At 33.8% G+C, this 16,141-nt stretch carries 12 protein-coding genes, 1 tRNA gene and 1 pseudogene; 8 read left to right on the top strand and 6 right to left on the bottom strand.

Going from position 1 to position 16,141, the window contains the following annotated elements; all coding sequences use genetic code 11:
- Positions 1-283: 283 nt before the first annotated feature.
- The 3 genes and pseudogenes from IC220_RS03530 to IC220_RS03520 form a co-directional block, all read right to left on the bottom strand.
- Positions 284-534: pseudogene (locus tag IC220_RS03530) on the bottom strand (IS4 family transposase); the annotation flags it as partial.
- 239 nt (positions 535-773) lie between these two features.
- Positions 774-2,048, bottom strand: coding sequence for a serine hydroxymethyltransferase (glyA, locus tag IC220_RS03525; RefSeq protein ID WP_188153201.1), 1,275 nt, complete (start codon positions 2,046-2,048; stop codon positions 774-776).
- Between the two features lie 18 nt (positions 2,049-2,066).
- Positions 2,067-3,278, bottom strand: coding sequence for an MFS transporter (locus IC220_RS03520; protein WP_188153200.1), 1,212 nt, complete (start codon positions 3,276-3,278; stop codon positions 2,067-2,069).
- Between the two features lie 108 nt (positions 3,279-3,386).
- Between IC220_RS03520 and recF the strand changes: the two genes are divergently transcribed.
- Positions 3,387-4,469, top strand: coding sequence for a DNA replication/repair protein RecF (recF, locus tag IC220_RS03515; RefSeq protein WP_188153199.1), 1,083 nt, complete (start codon positions 3,387-3,389; stop codon positions 4,467-4,469).
- Positions 4,470-4,526: 57 nt separating this feature from the next.
- On the opposite strand, the gene IC220_RS03510 is transcribed toward recF, so the two are convergent.
- Together IC220_RS03510 and rpsD are read right to left on the bottom strand one after the other, a co-directional pair.
- Positions 4,527-4,611, bottom strand: a tRNA-Leu gene (locus tag IC220_RS03510).
- 4 nt (positions 4,612-4,615) lie between these two features.
- Positions 4,616-5,230, bottom strand: coding sequence for a 30S ribosomal protein S4 (rpsD, locus tag IC220_RS03505; RefSeq protein WP_188153198.1), 615 nt, complete (start codon positions 5,228-5,230; stop codon positions 4,616-4,618).
- Positions 5,231-5,344: 114 nt separating this feature from the next.
- Here rpsD and IC220_RS03500 point away from each other — a divergent pair, with 114 nt between their 5' ends.
- From IC220_RS03500 to ubiH, 5 genes are all read left to right on the top strand, one after another.
- Positions 5,345-7,435 carry a transketolase family protein gene (locus tag IC220_RS03500; RefSeq protein ID WP_188153197.1) on the top strand — a complete coding sequence of 697 codons (2,091 nt, stop codon included), beginning with the start codon at positions 5,345-5,347 and terminating at the stop codon, positions 7,433-7,435.
- Between the two features lie 219 nt (positions 7,436-7,654).
- Positions 7,655-8,872 carry an ankyrin repeat domain-containing protein gene (locus IC220_RS03495; protein WP_188153196.1) on the top strand — a complete coding sequence of 406 codons (1,218 nt, stop codon included), beginning with the start codon at positions 7,655-7,657 and terminating at the stop codon, positions 8,870-8,872.
- Positions 8,873-9,082: 210 nt separating this feature from the next.
- A complete protein-coding gene (locus IC220_RS03490) occupies positions 9,083-10,264 on the top strand; it encodes an ankyrin repeat domain-containing protein (protein WP_188153195.1) in 1,182 nt (393 codons plus the stop codon).
- Between the two features lie 77 nt (positions 10,265-10,341).
- The gene (locus tag IC220_RS03485) at positions 10,342-11,436 is read left to right on the top strand and encodes an ankyrin repeat domain-containing protein (protein ID WP_188153194.1); all 1,095 of its coding nucleotides are present in this window, start codon (positions 10,342-10,344) and stop codon (positions 11,434-11,436) included.
- Positions 11,437-11,501: 65 nt separating this feature from the next.
- On the top strand, positions 11,502-12,680 hold the full coding sequence (gene ubiH / locus IC220_RS03480; protein ID WP_188153193.1) for a 2-octaprenyl-6-methoxyphenyl hydroxylase: 1,179 nt from the start codon (positions 11,502-11,504) through the stop codon (positions 12,678-12,680).
- Positions 12,681-12,731: 51 nt separating this feature from the next.
- Here the strand turns inward: ubiH and IC220_RS03475 are convergent, their stop codons facing one another.
- The gene (locus IC220_RS03475; RefSeq protein ID WP_188153192.1) at positions 12,732-13,295 is read right to left on the bottom strand and encodes an ankyrin repeat domain-containing protein; all 564 of its coding nucleotides are present in this window, start codon (positions 13,293-13,295) and stop codon (positions 12,732-12,734) included.
- 253 nt (positions 13,296-13,548) lie between these two features.
- Between IC220_RS03475 and surE the strand changes: the two genes are divergently transcribed.
- Positions 13,549-14,307 carry a 5'/3'-nucleotidase SurE gene (gene surE / locus IC220_RS03470; RefSeq protein ID WP_188153191.1) on the top strand — a complete coding sequence of 253 codons (759 nt, stop codon included), beginning with the start codon at positions 13,549-13,551 and terminating at the stop codon, positions 14,305-14,307.
- Positions 14,308-14,452: 145 nt separating this feature from the next.
- Positions 14,453-15,997, top strand: coding sequence for a hypothetical protein (locus IC220_RS03465; RefSeq protein WP_188153190.1), 1,545 nt, complete (start codon positions 14,453-14,455; stop codon positions 15,995-15,997).
- Positions 15,998-16,141: the final 144 nt, after the last annotated feature.

The following is a 16,141-nucleotide window of genomic DNA, read 5'->3' as shown; positions in this document are numbered from 1 at the left end:
AGCGTTGTAGAGAAGCAAAGTCACACATGGGATAGGTTTTTATACCCCCCAAAGAGAATTTGACGTTTATTTCTTTGTTTCGCAGAAGGTCTATTCAATAAATTTGTGTAAGATACTATTTTACATAGTACAGATCGTAAGTATTTTATGATACAGCTTGAATAATTTTTTGTTGACTTGCAAGACGGTATCTTGTATCTTTAAAAAGTAAGGCATTATAGCTAAAGTGTCTTGCAGGGAAGGTGAAGCTGAACCCCAACTTATGCCAATAAGGCCGATCCATAGATTTTGCTAGCTTGTTAGCCTTTCTTCTTCTGGCCATCTTCAGTGAGTCTTTTACATATAATTCTTACTTTAATTTTTGCTTCCTTTCCTAGTAATACCTCCAGTGCTAGTAAAGATTGGCCTTCTAAGCATTCTAGCAAATCTATTTTTTGATTCGTTTCTACATCATATATATTCGTATCAACGGCTTACAAAATAAGCTCCTGCCTGCCTGATCTGTTCAAAAGAATTTGGCACAAAGTAGCCTAGATAAAGCCTACGTCTTTTGATATTTCTTCTGCTTTTTCATTAAAGAAATTTTTGAGTTTTTTTGATAGGCATGCTATTCTATTCATTATTAAGTTCTCTCTATTAAGCTATCCTAGAGAACTTATACCTTCTTTTTCTCTTCTTTACACCAATTTACCATCTCTTTCTCTTAACTTGACGCATATGGTTTATTTAACACTCCCCGGATATACAGTTAATGGATATACATTACTACTAAATTAGTAGATGGGAAACTTACTGCAGATCTTTGCAACTTTAGCTGACACCTCTTTTTCAACATCTTCACTATTTTTTTTGATTAATCCTTGAACTATTTCGTTTATCAAGCTAGCTATCCCTTTAAAATCTTCTTTTTCAAGTCCACGTGTTGTTTCAGCAGCAGTACCAAAGCGCAATCCTGAGGTAATAGTAGGCTTTTCCGTATCAAATGGTATAGCATTTTTATTACAGATAATTCCCGCTCTTTCAAGGCTATCCACCACACTTTTACCGGTTAATTTTTTCGCTCTCAAATCTACCAATACCATGTGAGAATCGGTACCATCAGTAATGATATTCAAACCATACTTTTGTAACTCCTTAGCTAGCACTTTAGCGTTCTCTATAACTTTTTTGCTATAAGCCTTAAATTCTGGATCTAATGCTTCTTTGAAGGCAACAGCTTTTGCGGCTATAACGTGCATAAGCGGTCCGCCCTGCAGCCCTGGGAAGACTGTAGACTGAATTTTTTTATGTATTGCCTCATCATTCGTCATAATTATTCCACCACGAGGACCACGCAGAGTTTTATGTGTTGTTGAAGTCATAACATGTGCATGTTTAGCAGCAGATGGATATGCGTCAGCAGCAATAAGTCCTGCATAGTGAGCTATATCTGCTAACAAATAAGCGCCAACTTTATCTGCAATTTCACGAAAACGTTTAAAATCTATTTTTCTTGGATAAGCAGAAGCGCCTGCGATAATCAACTTTGGCTTATGTTTCAGTGCCAGCTTTTCTATCTCATCCATATCCAGTAAATAAGTTTTCTTATCAACTGCATATTGCACTGACTTAAACCACTTGCCAGACAAATTTGGTGTTGCCCCATGTGTAAGGTGTCCCCCACAGTTAAGTGATAGCCCTAGTATGGTGTCACCAGGACTGAGCAGTGCAGCAAACACCGCTTGATTTGCTTGGGAACCAGAGTGAGGTTGAACATTTGCGAACTTAACGCCAAACAGTTTACATAATCTATCTATTGCGAGGCTTTCAATTTTGTCTACATGTTCACAACCGCAGTAATATCTCTTACCTGAATAGCCTTCTGCATATTTGTTAGTTAAGACAGAACCTTGTGTTTCCATTACTGCTTTGCTAGCAAAGTTCTCCGATGCAATAAGTTGCAATTGTGACTTTTGACGCTGCAATTCTTGTTCTATGGATTGAAAGACTTCACTGTCAAAAGCTTTCAAGTCGCTTTGAAAAACTTTAATTCCTAAAACATTTACCATATTTACTTCCTCTTAAAGCTATTTACCTTGTTGCTTTCTTAACCATATAAATCCAATCATAGCTATTAATAAGCACACAGGAATAATAGATATTGCTTCTATCAGCAGCCCTGCACCATATGTCGGATTTCCTTGTATGATCGTTTTATTCCAAGATAGATCTATTACTTTTGAAATGCTGGTATGAAAGAACCAACCAAAGGTCATCACTATCATATTTGATACAGCTGTTGCTAAAGCAACCAAATTTTTATTCACGTAACTTATTGCCTTGTAAATTGTAATTACTTGATAACCAGAAGCGACACCAATGATAAAAAGTACTGGTAATGCAACATATACACCACCGAATCCTGTAAAAAGTAATAAGAAACTAGCGATCATTGTAAGTGCACATGCAATTACTATCTCGTAGTGCTTATCTCTATACTTTTCTAAAAGGTAAGCCAAAAAGAATGACCCAGCTCCCATACCTATTAATACCACAGAAGAAAGGGATGAGGCTAAATTTTCAGTGAGTTTATATACTTCACATAAAAATGGCTTCACCCAAATATCAGCAAACCCTTGCAGTGGACCAACCATTAAGCCAGCAAAAAGGCTGATTAAAATAATGTACTTATTAAAAATTACCTTTTTTAAATCTTCCATGCTAACTTTCCCTTGTTGAACATCACTTTTAGGTGTTACCAAAAATAATAACAAAGCAAGTAAGCAACCAACCGCTGAGAAAGTATAGATAACAGTGTTCCAACTGGATTTTTTGAGTAAGTAGTCTAATGGCAACCCACCATATATTCCACCTAATAGCCCTATGATTATAGACAAGCTTGCCATCTTTGCTGATTTTTCTTGTGCGAAATACATGCTTGCAACTTTAAAAATGCCAATCGCTGCAGCTGATGATCCAATCCCGACAATTACCCTGCCAAGTATTGAATAATACCACTCATCAAACCATATAAGGGGCAATGTTCCGGTAAACGTTAAGACAATACAAGCAGGCAGAACAATCTTCGGCCCGAATCTATCAAGTAAAATACCAACAGGTATATGAGCTGCTGCATAGCCTATATAATATAAACCACCAAATTGACCGACATCTGCAATACTTATATTAAATTTTTTTATTAATTCTGATGAAATTATATTTGGCATTACACGTAATACATATTGGTATGCATAGAACAGTGATGCTAATAACCATATTAAAATATTTTGCTGTAACATTGGCTTTATAATTAAAAATCAAATTATAGATACTTTAATTACAAAAAACAATGTTTTGTAAGCCTTTATTTTATATATTGAATAGATAGATTGCTATTCGTCATTTTAATGTTTAATCGCTGCTACGTAGAAAAATTGAGATTACATAATTTTCGTAACTACTTGAATTTTGAACTAGAATCAGGAGATGCCTCAATCGTGATAGTTGGTAAAAATGGTGTAGGTAAGACCAATATACTAGAGGCAATTTCGTTGCTTGCCAAAAGTAATGGGATGAGAAAAGCAAAAATTAATGAGATGCAAAGTAGACTCACTAACGAAAATTGGGCAGTGCATTATAGTTTTTTTAATGGGCTAGATTTTAACTCTATCGGCATTGCAAAAAACTTTAATAAGAAGTTAATCCAAATTGATAATAAAGCGCAATCAAGTTACTTGTCTTTGTACAAAATATCTAACGTAATATGGCTCACGCCACAGATGGATTACATACTTCTCAATTCTCCAAGTGACAGATTAAAATTTTTGGATCGTATAGCTTCAATGTTTGAAGATAACTATACTTATCATTACATGAAATATCAAAAGGCCAAACATGAAAGAAGTAAATTATTAAGGGATGGCATTGCGGATGAAAATTGGCTGAGTAGCCTTGAAAACATAATGGTTGCTAGTGCAATCAACGTTTCGCGCATGAGAGCATCGGTTTTAAAAATGTTGCAGGATACCATTGATAAAGACTCCACTGAGTTTTTTCCCAAGGCACACCTAAAAATAAGTAGTCAGTTCAATTCTGATAATACTGCAGAAGATTATCAAAATCTTCTCAAGAAAAATAGAGAAAGAGATATGTTAACTGGCAGAGTGAACTTTGGTGTACATAATGATAATTTCCAAGTTTTCTGCCAAAAAAGGAACATACCGATCAACCTATGCTCCACTGGGGAACAAAAATTATTATTGCTCTCGATTATTTTATCTAGCGTAAAAGCAAGGTGCATTTACTGCAATACAGCACCAATTTTATTACTTGATGATGTTATGTCTCATTTAGACGAACAGCATAGAAAATTATTGATAGAGGAGGTGTTGAGCATTCAGTGCCAAACTTGGATCACTGATGTAAATCGAGACAATTTTAAGGATTATAATACTTCCTTTAAGTTTTTTGATCTTAAAACCTCTCCATAAAAGCTAGACGATACTATAAAAATATGTAGTGAACAATATTATAGATATATTTTGGTGTGCCCATGGGGAGACTTGAACTCCCAAGGTCGCAATGACCCACGGATTTTAAGTCCGCTGCGTCTACCGATTCCGCCACACGGGCTTAATTATCGAGAGTAAAACTCTACTACTAAATTAACTCCCATATCTACTGCATATGGAATTTCAGAATATTGAGGTACTCTTAAATACTTAACTGAACGTTCTTCTTGATTAACTTCTAAGTAATCTGGTGACTTACGTTCCTGTCTTTGCACAGCTTCTTCCACTATAGGAATCTTTGATGCTCTTTCTCTGATTTTTACTATATCTCCTGGCTTCACTTTATAACTTGAGATATTAACAATCTTATCGTTAACCGTAACATGTTTGTGAGATACAAGTTGCTTTGATGCGTAAATTGTTGGTACTAGACCAGAATGATATAAAATAGAACTTAATCTAGACTCAAGCAGACCGATAAAGTTATCAGCAGTATAACCTTTTTTCTTATAGGCTTTTATAAATGTGCTTCTCAATTGCTTACTTGAAATTGCATAATAAAACTTAAATTTCTTTTGTGCAGCAAACTGCTTTCCAAAATCTGATAGCTTTTTAAACCCAAGAACACCATGCTGACCAGGAGGATATTTTCTTTTATTTACTGGATCTTTAGCCCTACCCCATAAACTTACACCAAGCCTACGGCTGGCTCTATATTTCCTACTGATAATAGTTGTCATAGTTCTCTTAATTTAACTCTAGATTATTAAGTATTAAGGACTTTAACGTTAGATGTCAACTTGTTTTTGTTCAAGTAATCTCTTATACTAAAACTTTAAAATTTTCTTAAAGTAATGAACAATTTATATAGCTCCATGGCAAACGCCATTAGATTTTTATCAATTGATGCAGTAAATAAGGCTAATTCAGGTCATCCTGGAATGCCGCTCGGCATGGCAGATGTTGCAACTGTTTTATTTGCTAAATTTTTAAACCACAACCCTGAAGATCCAAATCGAGATCGCTTTGTTTTATCAAATGGCCATGGATCAATGCTATTGTATTCTATCTTATATTTAACAGGTTATATAAATATCGATGAATTAAAAAATTTCAGGCAGTTAGGCTCGAAAACTCCAGGCCACCCAGAGTATGGTCTTACTCCTGGAGTAGAAGCAACCACAGGCCCATTAGGTCAGGGATTTGCTTGTGCTGTTGGCATGGCACTTGCTGAATCCATACTCAGAGCACATTTTGGCAAGAATTTGATTAGACCTCTTTCGAAACCGATTTATGATGAGAAATTTTTAGGAGAAGTGCAAGCGAGCACCACAGAATACTTGGATGTATTTGAGGAGCACAGCTCAGCTTCGACAACAAAATTGCCATCAGAAATTGAGTTTCGAAAGAGGTCTATTGATCATTACACATATGTAATGCTCGGTGATGGGTGCCTCATGGAAGGAATAAGCCATGAAGCGGCATCGCTCGCTGGGCACCTTAAGTTGAACAAGTTAATAGCTCTTTTTGACGATAATGATATCTCTATAGATGGCACTACTGCTCTTTCTTGTTCTGATGATATAGAAAAACGTTTTTTGGCATACGGGTGGAATGTATGTAAAATTGATGGGCATGACTTTGACGCTATTTCCCTTGCTATAGAGCAAGCACAAAAGTCTGATAAACCTTTTCTGATCTGCTGCAGGACTATCATAGGAAAATTTTCAAGCCGTGCTGGTACCTCTGCTGCACACAGTGGTGCTTTTTCGGAAGAAGATGTAAAAAAAATGCGAGAAGAATTAAATTGGCATTATGAACCCTTTCATGTACCAGAAGATATAAAAAATGAATGGAAGAAAATTGTTGAAAGAGCGAAGTTAAACTGTAATTCACAATACACAACAGAGTTACAAAGAAGATTTGCTAAACGTTTACCAGATGGATTGGACGATATTGTAACTGACTTAAAGAAACAAATTCATGAATTAATCCCACATGAAGCCACGCGATCTTCTTTTGGTAGAGTGATGGAAGTTTTAACAAAATCTATGCCTGAACTTATCGGTGGATCTGCCGATCTGACAGGATCAAACTGCACAAAATATAAACACATGCAGGTAATAGATAGTAACAATTATGATGGTTCATATGTCCACTATGGAGTAAGAGAACACACTATGGCAGCATATATGAACGGCATGGCACTGCATGGTGGAATATTACCTTATGGCGGTACTTTTTTAGTCTTTTCTGACTACTGTCGTCCATCTATACGTCTCTCAGCTCTGATGAAGCAGCAGGTTATGTATATTATGACTCATGATTCCATTGGTGTTGGTGAAGATGGCCCAACTCATCAGCCGGTAGAACACTTAGCTTCTCTACGTGCTATACCAAATTTATATGTTTTTAGGCCAGCCGATGCAGCTGAAACTTTGGAGTGTATTAGCATTGCACTGAAAAAGAAAGAATCTCCGGCACTGTTTGCACTTTCTAGACAAAATGTGAATTACGTACGTAAATTTGCTAACGCTGAGCAATCCACAAATCTATCAGAGTTTGGTGCATATATTTTATGTGAACATTCAGGAAAATTAGATGTTACAATATTTGCTACAGGATCAGAAGTTGAAATTGCAGTTGCAGCATACAAAAAATTACAAGAAAAAGGAATAGGAACAAGAGTTATTTCCATGCCTTGCTGGAGAATTTTTGATGAGCAGAATGATGGATATAAAGCAACAATATTAAATAATAATAGCATAAAAGTTGCAATCGAAGCAGGAAGCGATATTGGCTGGCATAAATACATAGGTTCAAATGGTATATTTATTGGTATGAAGAGTTTTGGCGAGTCAGCACCTTGTAAAACATTGTATGAGCATTTTAATATTAATTCCGACTATTTAATAAAGTGCGTGCAAGAAGCTCTGTTAAAATAAATGTAAAATTTATTTAGACCTCTTTCAAAATTCAATTTCTTTTGTTGTTCTACGCTCCAAATACATCCTGCGGTGCACTTCTCCTCTCATCATAAATCGATTTTGAAAGAAGTCTTTTATCTTAATAAGGTACGTGCAAGAAAAAATAGACATGCTAAAATTAGGATTTATTTACTTATTTGTTAGTAAGATTAATAATGTATACTAATAGAGGCATTTATGTTAAGCAATAATAAAAATTTAAATGATGTTGTAAAAAAAGTGTTGGATTTTTATAAAAAGGAAAGATTTCCTCTGCATGCTTGTATTCAAAATGTAACATCAGAACATTTCTATCATGTATTGAATGATGTTATTGCAGATTATGATGATAATATAGAAGACGTTGTCAATGAAGCAGATCGGTACTTCAATACTCCACTACATATGGCTGCTTTATATAAAAGACCCGATATAGTAGAACTTTTATTAGAGCGTGGAGCAGATTCTCAATTACAAAACGTATTAGGAGATACACCTCTACACATTGCAGTTTGTATGGATAGCAATGGATCTATCGTGAAGCATTTATTAACTCATACCAATCCTAAATTACGAAATGCAGAAGGAAATACACCCCTGCATATAGCCATTTTGTGTCAAAATTTCAGTGCAATAGAACATTTTTTTAATTATAAAGAAGGAGTGAAAGTATTCACAAACATAAAAAATAGCAATGGAAAAACACCTTTAGATTTAGCTAATCAGGATGTTCTAAACTTTATTAACAATAAAAGAACATTGCTTGTTCGTTACACTGTTACGCATTCAATCGGTCATCGTAAATTCTTACACCTTGTTAATAACGTTGGAATAGATCTTAACAATATGTTATTGGCTAGTGGAAGCTCAATATTAACAGGGTTAATGAATGCCTTTAATATCCCTAAGATAAAACAATCAACATTGAATAAAAAGCTTGCGTCAATAAGGCACAACATAAGATGTGGTGCTAGAATATTTAAAATGGATAGTAATGGCAAAAGTATGATGTCTATACTAGTAGGAATTAAGGATGATCAGAGAAGAAGAAGTTTATGTAACATACTTGAAGCACATAAAAAAAAGTTATGTGTTAAGGAAGAAAGACTTTTTATTGAAAAAGAAAAATCTTGTGTTGAAGAAATGCCAAATGGTTCTGCAAAAGAGCAAATGTATGAGTTATTGCAAAAGTGGCAATCTGGAGTTGAGTTATATAAATGTATAGAAGAATTTGTTGTAAATGTGTCCGCTTTAGAATCTACTGATGGTGAGGAAAGGGGAACAGATGAGTACCAATTTGATGGACATAATCAAACACGATCAATATTGGAAGGCTTGCTTCATAATAGTAGTACACAACTTGACAATGTGAATATATTCCAACCATCGACATCGCGTGCACGTGATGCTAGCTAATTTTGCAAAGATGGTTGAAATAGTTTTTTTATGATCAAGGGCTACTTGCAAAACCTGTTTATGTCATCAAAAATCGGGTTGTGCAAGGGGCCTAATATCATTATTCTACATATGTGCAAGAAGCTTTTATGAAATAAATATATCTGGTGATAATTTACTTGCTTACTTGTTACAAAGTACAAAGTGGTGATATAAAAATAGAGGCAACTTATGTTAAGCAACAGTCAAAATTTAAATAGTGTTACTGAAAAAATATTGGATTTGTATAAAAAGGAAGAATGTCCTCTGCATATTTGTGTTCAAAATGGAACATCATACCTTTATCATGTATTGAACGATGTCAATCAAGCAAATAGGTGTCTAAATACCCCACTACATCTAGCCGCTTTATATCAAAGACTCGATTTAGTACTATGGTTATTAAAGAGAGGAGCAAATCCTCAATTACAAAATTTATTAAGAGATACACCGCTACATATCGCAGCGGCTGTAGATAAAAGAGGATTTATCGTGCAGCTTTTATTAGATTATCAAGCCAATCTTCAATTACAAAACGTAGAAGGAAATACACCTCTACATATAGCCGTTTCTTGTCAAAATCTCATGGCAATAGAACATTTTTTTAATTATAAAAACGGAACAGAAGTAGTTCTAAACATCATAAATAATTGTGGAAAGACACCTTTAGATTTAGCTGATGAAAATAAAGATATTTTAAACTTTATTAATAAAAAAAGAAAAAATATTGCTCGCTATATGGTTACGCACCAGTTTAGTCTTGATAATTACAAACACTTTGTTAATAACATAGGAATAGATATTAACAATATGTTATTGGCTAATAGACAATTAATATTAACAGGTTTAATAAATTACTTCAATAGGCCTGGGATATGTCAACCGACTTTGAATAGAAAGCTTATATCAATAAAGCATAGCATAGAATGCGACGCTAGAATATTTCAAATTGATGGTAATGGAAAAAGTATGATGTCCATACTGGTAGACATTACGGATGATCAGAGAAGAAGAAGTATATGTAACACACTTGAAAAATATAAAGACAGTTTATGTTTTGAAAAAGAAAAATCTTGTATTGAAGAAATGCCAAATGGTTCTACAAAAGAGCAAATGCATCTGTTACTTTACAGGTGGCAATCTGGATTTAAACTATACGAATGTATAGAAGAAGTTTTTTTAAGTATGTCTGCTTTGAACCTTGTTATTGGTGAGAGAAGAAACACAGATGAGCGTCAATTTGAGGAACCCTTAACAACACAATCAATATTGCGAGGCTGGCTTCAACAAAAGAATAGGCAGCATAACAACACGCACATGGATAATTTAAATATATCTAGACCAGCAGCATCGCGTGCACGTGATGCTGGCTAATTTTGCAAGAAATAAGTTTTTTTAATAGTGAGGATTTATTTGTTATAAGATGGTGTTATATAAAATAGAGGCAATTTATGTTAATCAACGATCAAAATCAAAATTTAAACAGTAAGGAAAGATTTCCTCTGCACTATTGCATTCAGAATGGAACATTAGAACACTTCTATCGTGTATTGAATGATATGATTGCAGACTGTGATGGTGATAAAAAATATATCATAAATGAACGAGATTATAGTCTTGATACCCCACTACACATAGCTGTTGCATCTCTTAATTTAGGTATAGTCGAACATTTATTACGTTACAGAGCAAATCCTAATTCAAGAGATGCAGTAGACAATACACCTTTACACATTGCAGCTCGTATAGATAAAGATGGATCTATTGTGCAGTATTTATTAGAGCATCGAAATAAAGCCAATCCTAAACATACAGTTAATCCTAAATTACAAAACGCAAAAGGAGATACATCCCTACATATGGCTATTTTACATAAGAATTTCAGCGCAATAGAACGCTTTTTTAGCTATAATAACGGAGCAAAAGTATTCCTAAACATCCCAAATAATTGTGGAAAGACACCTTTAGATTTAGCTAAGAAAGAGGAATATGAAGATGTTTTAGACTTTATTAATGATCAAAGAAAACTTATTGCTTATCACATGGTTACGTATCCACTTCGTCATAGTCATTTTATGCATCTTGCTAATAATGTTATAATAGATATTAACAATATGTTATTAAATGATAAAAACTTAATATTAACAGGTTTAATAGATTGCTTCAATAGTCCTAAGATACATCCATTGACATTGGAGACAAATCTGACATCAATAAGGTATAGCATAGAATGTGATGCTAGAATATTTAAAATGGATGGTAATGGAAAAAGCATGATGTCCATATTAGTAGGAATTAGGGATGACAAGCAAAGAAGAAGTATATGTAACACACTTGAGGCATATAAAGACAGTTTATGTTTTGAAAAAGAAAAATCTTGTATTGAAGAAATGCCAGATGGCTTCGCAAAAGAGCAAATGCGTCAGTTACTTAAAAAGTGGCAATCTGGAGTTGAATTATATCAATATATAAAAGGAATTTTTGCAGATAGCAGATTACATGACCTGCAAGTTAATGGTGTAAATGGATCCAAAACATCAAAATAATATAAACATAGTGCTAGCTAATTTTGAAAAGATGGTTAAAAATAGGTTATTTTTAGTTAAAAGTTATGAATTATGACATTATTATCTCAGGTGGGGGGTTACTTGGACTCATTACAGCAATTGGCTTGAGTGATCATTCTGTATCTGTAGCAGTGGTTGAAAAAAACAGTTTACCACGTGTAGTTGATGACAATAGAGCATTTGCCATTTCTCAAGGTGCAAAAAAAATATTGGAAAAGCTGGGAATTTGGCAATTTATAGATAGTGAAGCTGAACCCATATCTGACATATGCATACTGGATGGCAATAGTCCAATCACTGTACACTATGATCATAAAATGGTTGGCGAAGAACCAATGGGTTATGTAATTAATAATACCACTATATGGAATGTAATTAATAATCATTTTTTGAGTAAGCTCAATCTATATTCCCCACATTTTTATCAGACAATTTCTTGTGATTCAGGGTATGTAGAAGTCATCCTTGATAATGATCAGGAGTTAATATCATCATTACTTATTTGTGCCGAAGGCAAGCACTCTAAAATGCCAGCATCATTTTCCATACCAACAATAAAATTTGATTATCAGCAAAACAGTATAGTGTGCAATGTAGGTCACGACTTGCATCATCAAAACTTGGCAGTGGAACGCTTTTTTCCTGGTGGTCCATTTGCAATTTTGCCAATGAAAGGTGGACACACTTCTTCCATAGTTTGGACAGAGAAGTGTGAAGTTGCAACAATGCTGATGAATTTATCGGATGAGGAATTTATCATAGAGCTAAAAAAAAGATTTGGTTCTTATTTAGGAGAAATCAAGCTAGAAAGCAAGAGAAAGTCTTACCCTTTAAGTTTTACTTTTGCACAAAGATTATATAAAAGTAGGATTCTACTCGTCGGTGATGCAGCACACTCAATTCACCCAGTGGCAGGTCAAGGGCTTAATCTTGGCATAAGAGATGTAGAAAGTGTGATCAAGCATATCGTTACTGCAAAAGAATCTGGTATTGATATTGGCAGCGATTATTTATTGAAAAAAATCTCACGTGACCGATATTTTGATAATGTTACTATGGCATTGGCCACTGACGGATTAAATAGAATATTCTCCAATAGAATATTTTGCGCTAAAGCACTAAGGAATTTTGGCTTGATGATAGTTGAGAATTCTAGTGCACTTAAAAAATGCTTTATTCGGCATGCCATGGGCTTAAATTATTTGCAAGATTCGCAAAACTAACGAAATGCAAAAAGGAGTATATCGACAACAAAACCGCCATCGATACACATACTACAAAGGTTGCTGGTTACTTAAATCAGGACCTACTTTTGTTGTTTGTACATGCTGTACTGAAGTATCAGGTTTTGCACCATTTTCTATTAGAATCTTTGCTATCTCTTTATTCTCATATTCATCAGCCAAACGTAAAGGACTTTCCCCATATCTATTTTTAACATTAACCTCTGCACCATTTTCTATTAGAATCTCTACTATCTCTTTATTTCCATATTGAGAAGCTAAATGTAAAGAAGTGTCTCCAAGTTCATTTTTAGCAGTAACATCTGCACCTTTTTCTATTAGATACCTTGCTACCTCTATATTACCTTTTTTAGCAGCCCAATGTAAAGCAGTTTCTCCATATCCATTGGAATCATTAACACCTGCACCATTGTCTATTAGAGTCTTTACTCTCTCTATATCATTCCCTTCAGCAGCCAAATGTAAAGGTGTTTCTTTAAGTTCATTATTTCTAGCAGTAACACCTGTATCTTGTTCTATGAGATGCCTTGCTTCCACTGTATTACCTTTTTTAGTAGCATTATGTGGAGGAGTATTTGTATCTTTATCAGTCATAATTCTTTTTAAATTAATAGAAAAGGTTAATTTTATCATATTTTTATGATAAAGTCAAGTAATTTTCTAGTTTAAATTGCATTAATATCTCTTTTTTAAATTTAAAATGGAAATGATGGATACCATTAAAATGTGTTTGAAAAGCGATAAAATTGCCATTAGAAATAGGTTTTTCATGAGGTCTAATGATTGCACTGGATCCATGGAAGTTATGATGTTATAATTAGTTTTAATCAAGTTATTGACACAAAAAATGATAATACTAATAACAAATGATGATGGATTTGGCAGTGAGGGAATAAAATTACTGAAAAAAGTTGTATCAAATTTTGCATCGGAAATATGGGTAGTGGCTCCAGATACCGATAGAAGCGCGTCAGCAAGGTCTTTAGACTATATAGTAAAACAGTCTATGAAAGTAAATCAACACAGTGAGAGGGAGTTTAGTATATCAGGAACGCCTGCAGATTGTGTGATAATTGCATTATACAAGATTATGAATAAAAAGCCAGACTTGATATTATCTGGAGTAAATTTTGGCTCAAATATTGGAGGTGATGTTTGTTATTCAGGAACAATTGGTGCAGCTATGGAAGGTGCTGCAAGGTCGATACCCTCTATTGCACTAAGTCAAACATATAACAATCATAATAAAATAAGCTGGTACAATACAGAAGCTTTTGCGCAAAAAGTTATCACTCAATTAGTTGAAATTGGCTGGCCTAAAAATACAGTGATGAGTGTCAATTTTCCATCTACAGAGCGAGTAAAAGGTATAGAATTTGCTGGACAAGGTGAATATAGCACCAAATGCAATGTAACTTTTGTCGAAAATTTAGATCATTCTTTCAATTTAGATTTTCATCGAGATAATACCTTAGGTAGTGAAAGTGTTAGTAAAATTAACGAAGGGTTTATTACAATCACACCAATAAAGTTAGACTTTACGGATTATGATACACTAAACACTATGAAGGAAGATCATGCAGGCAAATTTTCTTCCCTTGGATAAAACCCTACCAACATTCAGTAGTTGTATTAAAAGTCAATAGTTCTTTTATAAAATTCTGCTTATGATGAGGGGAAAGAGCTAATAGCATTGATTTTATTATTTCTATTATTACATATTATTATGATTAAGTGTTTTTGGGGGCGGTATGTTAAATGCAATTTCTGAACAAGACAGATTGAAGTTGAATAGGCAATTAATAATAGCATCTCACAGCAGCAATTTTTTTCTTGTAAAGAAATTAATATCTAAGGGTGCAGACCCTAATTGTCGGTATGATGGCTTTGAAGATTGCAGATTGTCATCAAATTATGGTATAGATTCTACGCCTTTAATTATGGCTATTAGAACCTACAAACTAAGTCTCTTTCCTGATTTCGAGAACATGAGACAGACAGTACACACCTTACTTAAAAATGGTGCAAATCCTAGCATGATGGATAAATTACAACGTAATGCACTATATTACGCAATTGAGTGTGTGCGAATGAAGCCTCACAGAACTATGTTAGTTGAAGTGGTAAGGGATATGGTATCTTATATGAAACCAAAGGATTTGGATATCACAATAAGGTGGCATATGCCCATGCTAAATAAGTACCATGAGTTAAGCCTAATTGAATTTACTCTAGTACCTATTGTTTTTTCTCCACAGTATGAAATTGCAAAAATTCTTTTGAATGCAGGTGCTGACCCAAATTTTATAAATAAGAATAGTATGCTAAAAAATAATCAAGTGATGTTTCACTTAAATTTTGTAATGTTTTGTTTAGCAAAAGGATTAAGATTTAATACAATTGAGAAAGAAAGGCTAAGTGAGAATAGTGTACTGGAATTTTTTGTACGTAGTGAAGTTGAATTTAGTGGCTTCTTTCAAAACGTTAAGGATGATGCAGAGCTAATAGATGGGTTAATTAAGATAAAAAAATGTATCAGATTCAAAGCACAAGAACTCGCTTTTAGTACTTGGTTAAAATATGGTATTAAAGAGTTTTTAAGCAATGAACAACAGAAAAGTAATATAGTTATAAATTTTTTAAAACAAAAGACAAGCCTGTGTATTATACCTGTTGCTGATACAGTACAACGCTATTTAAACGCAGATAATATAAAAAGTTTATTTTTTGTTTTAGTGGGGTTGGATATTACAGGTGGGGCGCATAAAAAAGAAATCAGTGAGTTGATAGAAACTTTTAAAGCAAATATTATTGATTTAGATCAATATATACGTATAAATTTTATCACAAAAAGTAGTAATAGAAAAAATAATAGAAATTTTATTGAGAAAGCATCTGAAGAAAGTTTAAAGGATGTACGTTTTTTATATAAAGAAGAACAAAGAAATAAAAAATATGAAGAAGAACAAAGGGATAAGCAATCAGGTTTTGACGTTTATGTACATGCATCTATATATTGTTCATTCATTGCCTCATTATATTGTGCATTAGTTACCTGTTCAGTTGCAGCTATCATTACTGCTGCTATTATAGGAGCTGCAGTGGGTTATGGAGCTATGAAACTCTACGAAAAAGTTAGTGAGGAAAAAAGCAAAAATCCAAGTATGGGTACATGGACTGCACTGACAAATGTTTTGACTCCTAAAGGTTTTAAAGGAAAATCTATACCTGAGCCTGCAATATTAGACCCCCTGCAAAACGAGGAAAAAAGTAGAAAAACAAAAAAAAGCGTATAAAATGAGAGTTTTAGTGAGAGAAAATGGCAATAAATTATGCAAAAGTGGCAAAAACCCCTTATATTTTCAGACAATTAACGGGTCTAAAAACAGAAGAATTTGAAAAAATCGTGGAAAAAGTGAGGCCGGAGTGGGAAAAAATGG

It is taken from the genome of Wolbachia endosymbiont of Pentalonia nigronervosa, from assembly GCF_014534705.1.
Lineage (GTDB): Bacteria > Pseudomonadota > Alphaproteobacteria > Rickettsiales > Anaplasmataceae > Wolbachia.
This window is presented reverse-complemented; position numbering and strand designations above follow the sequence as displayed.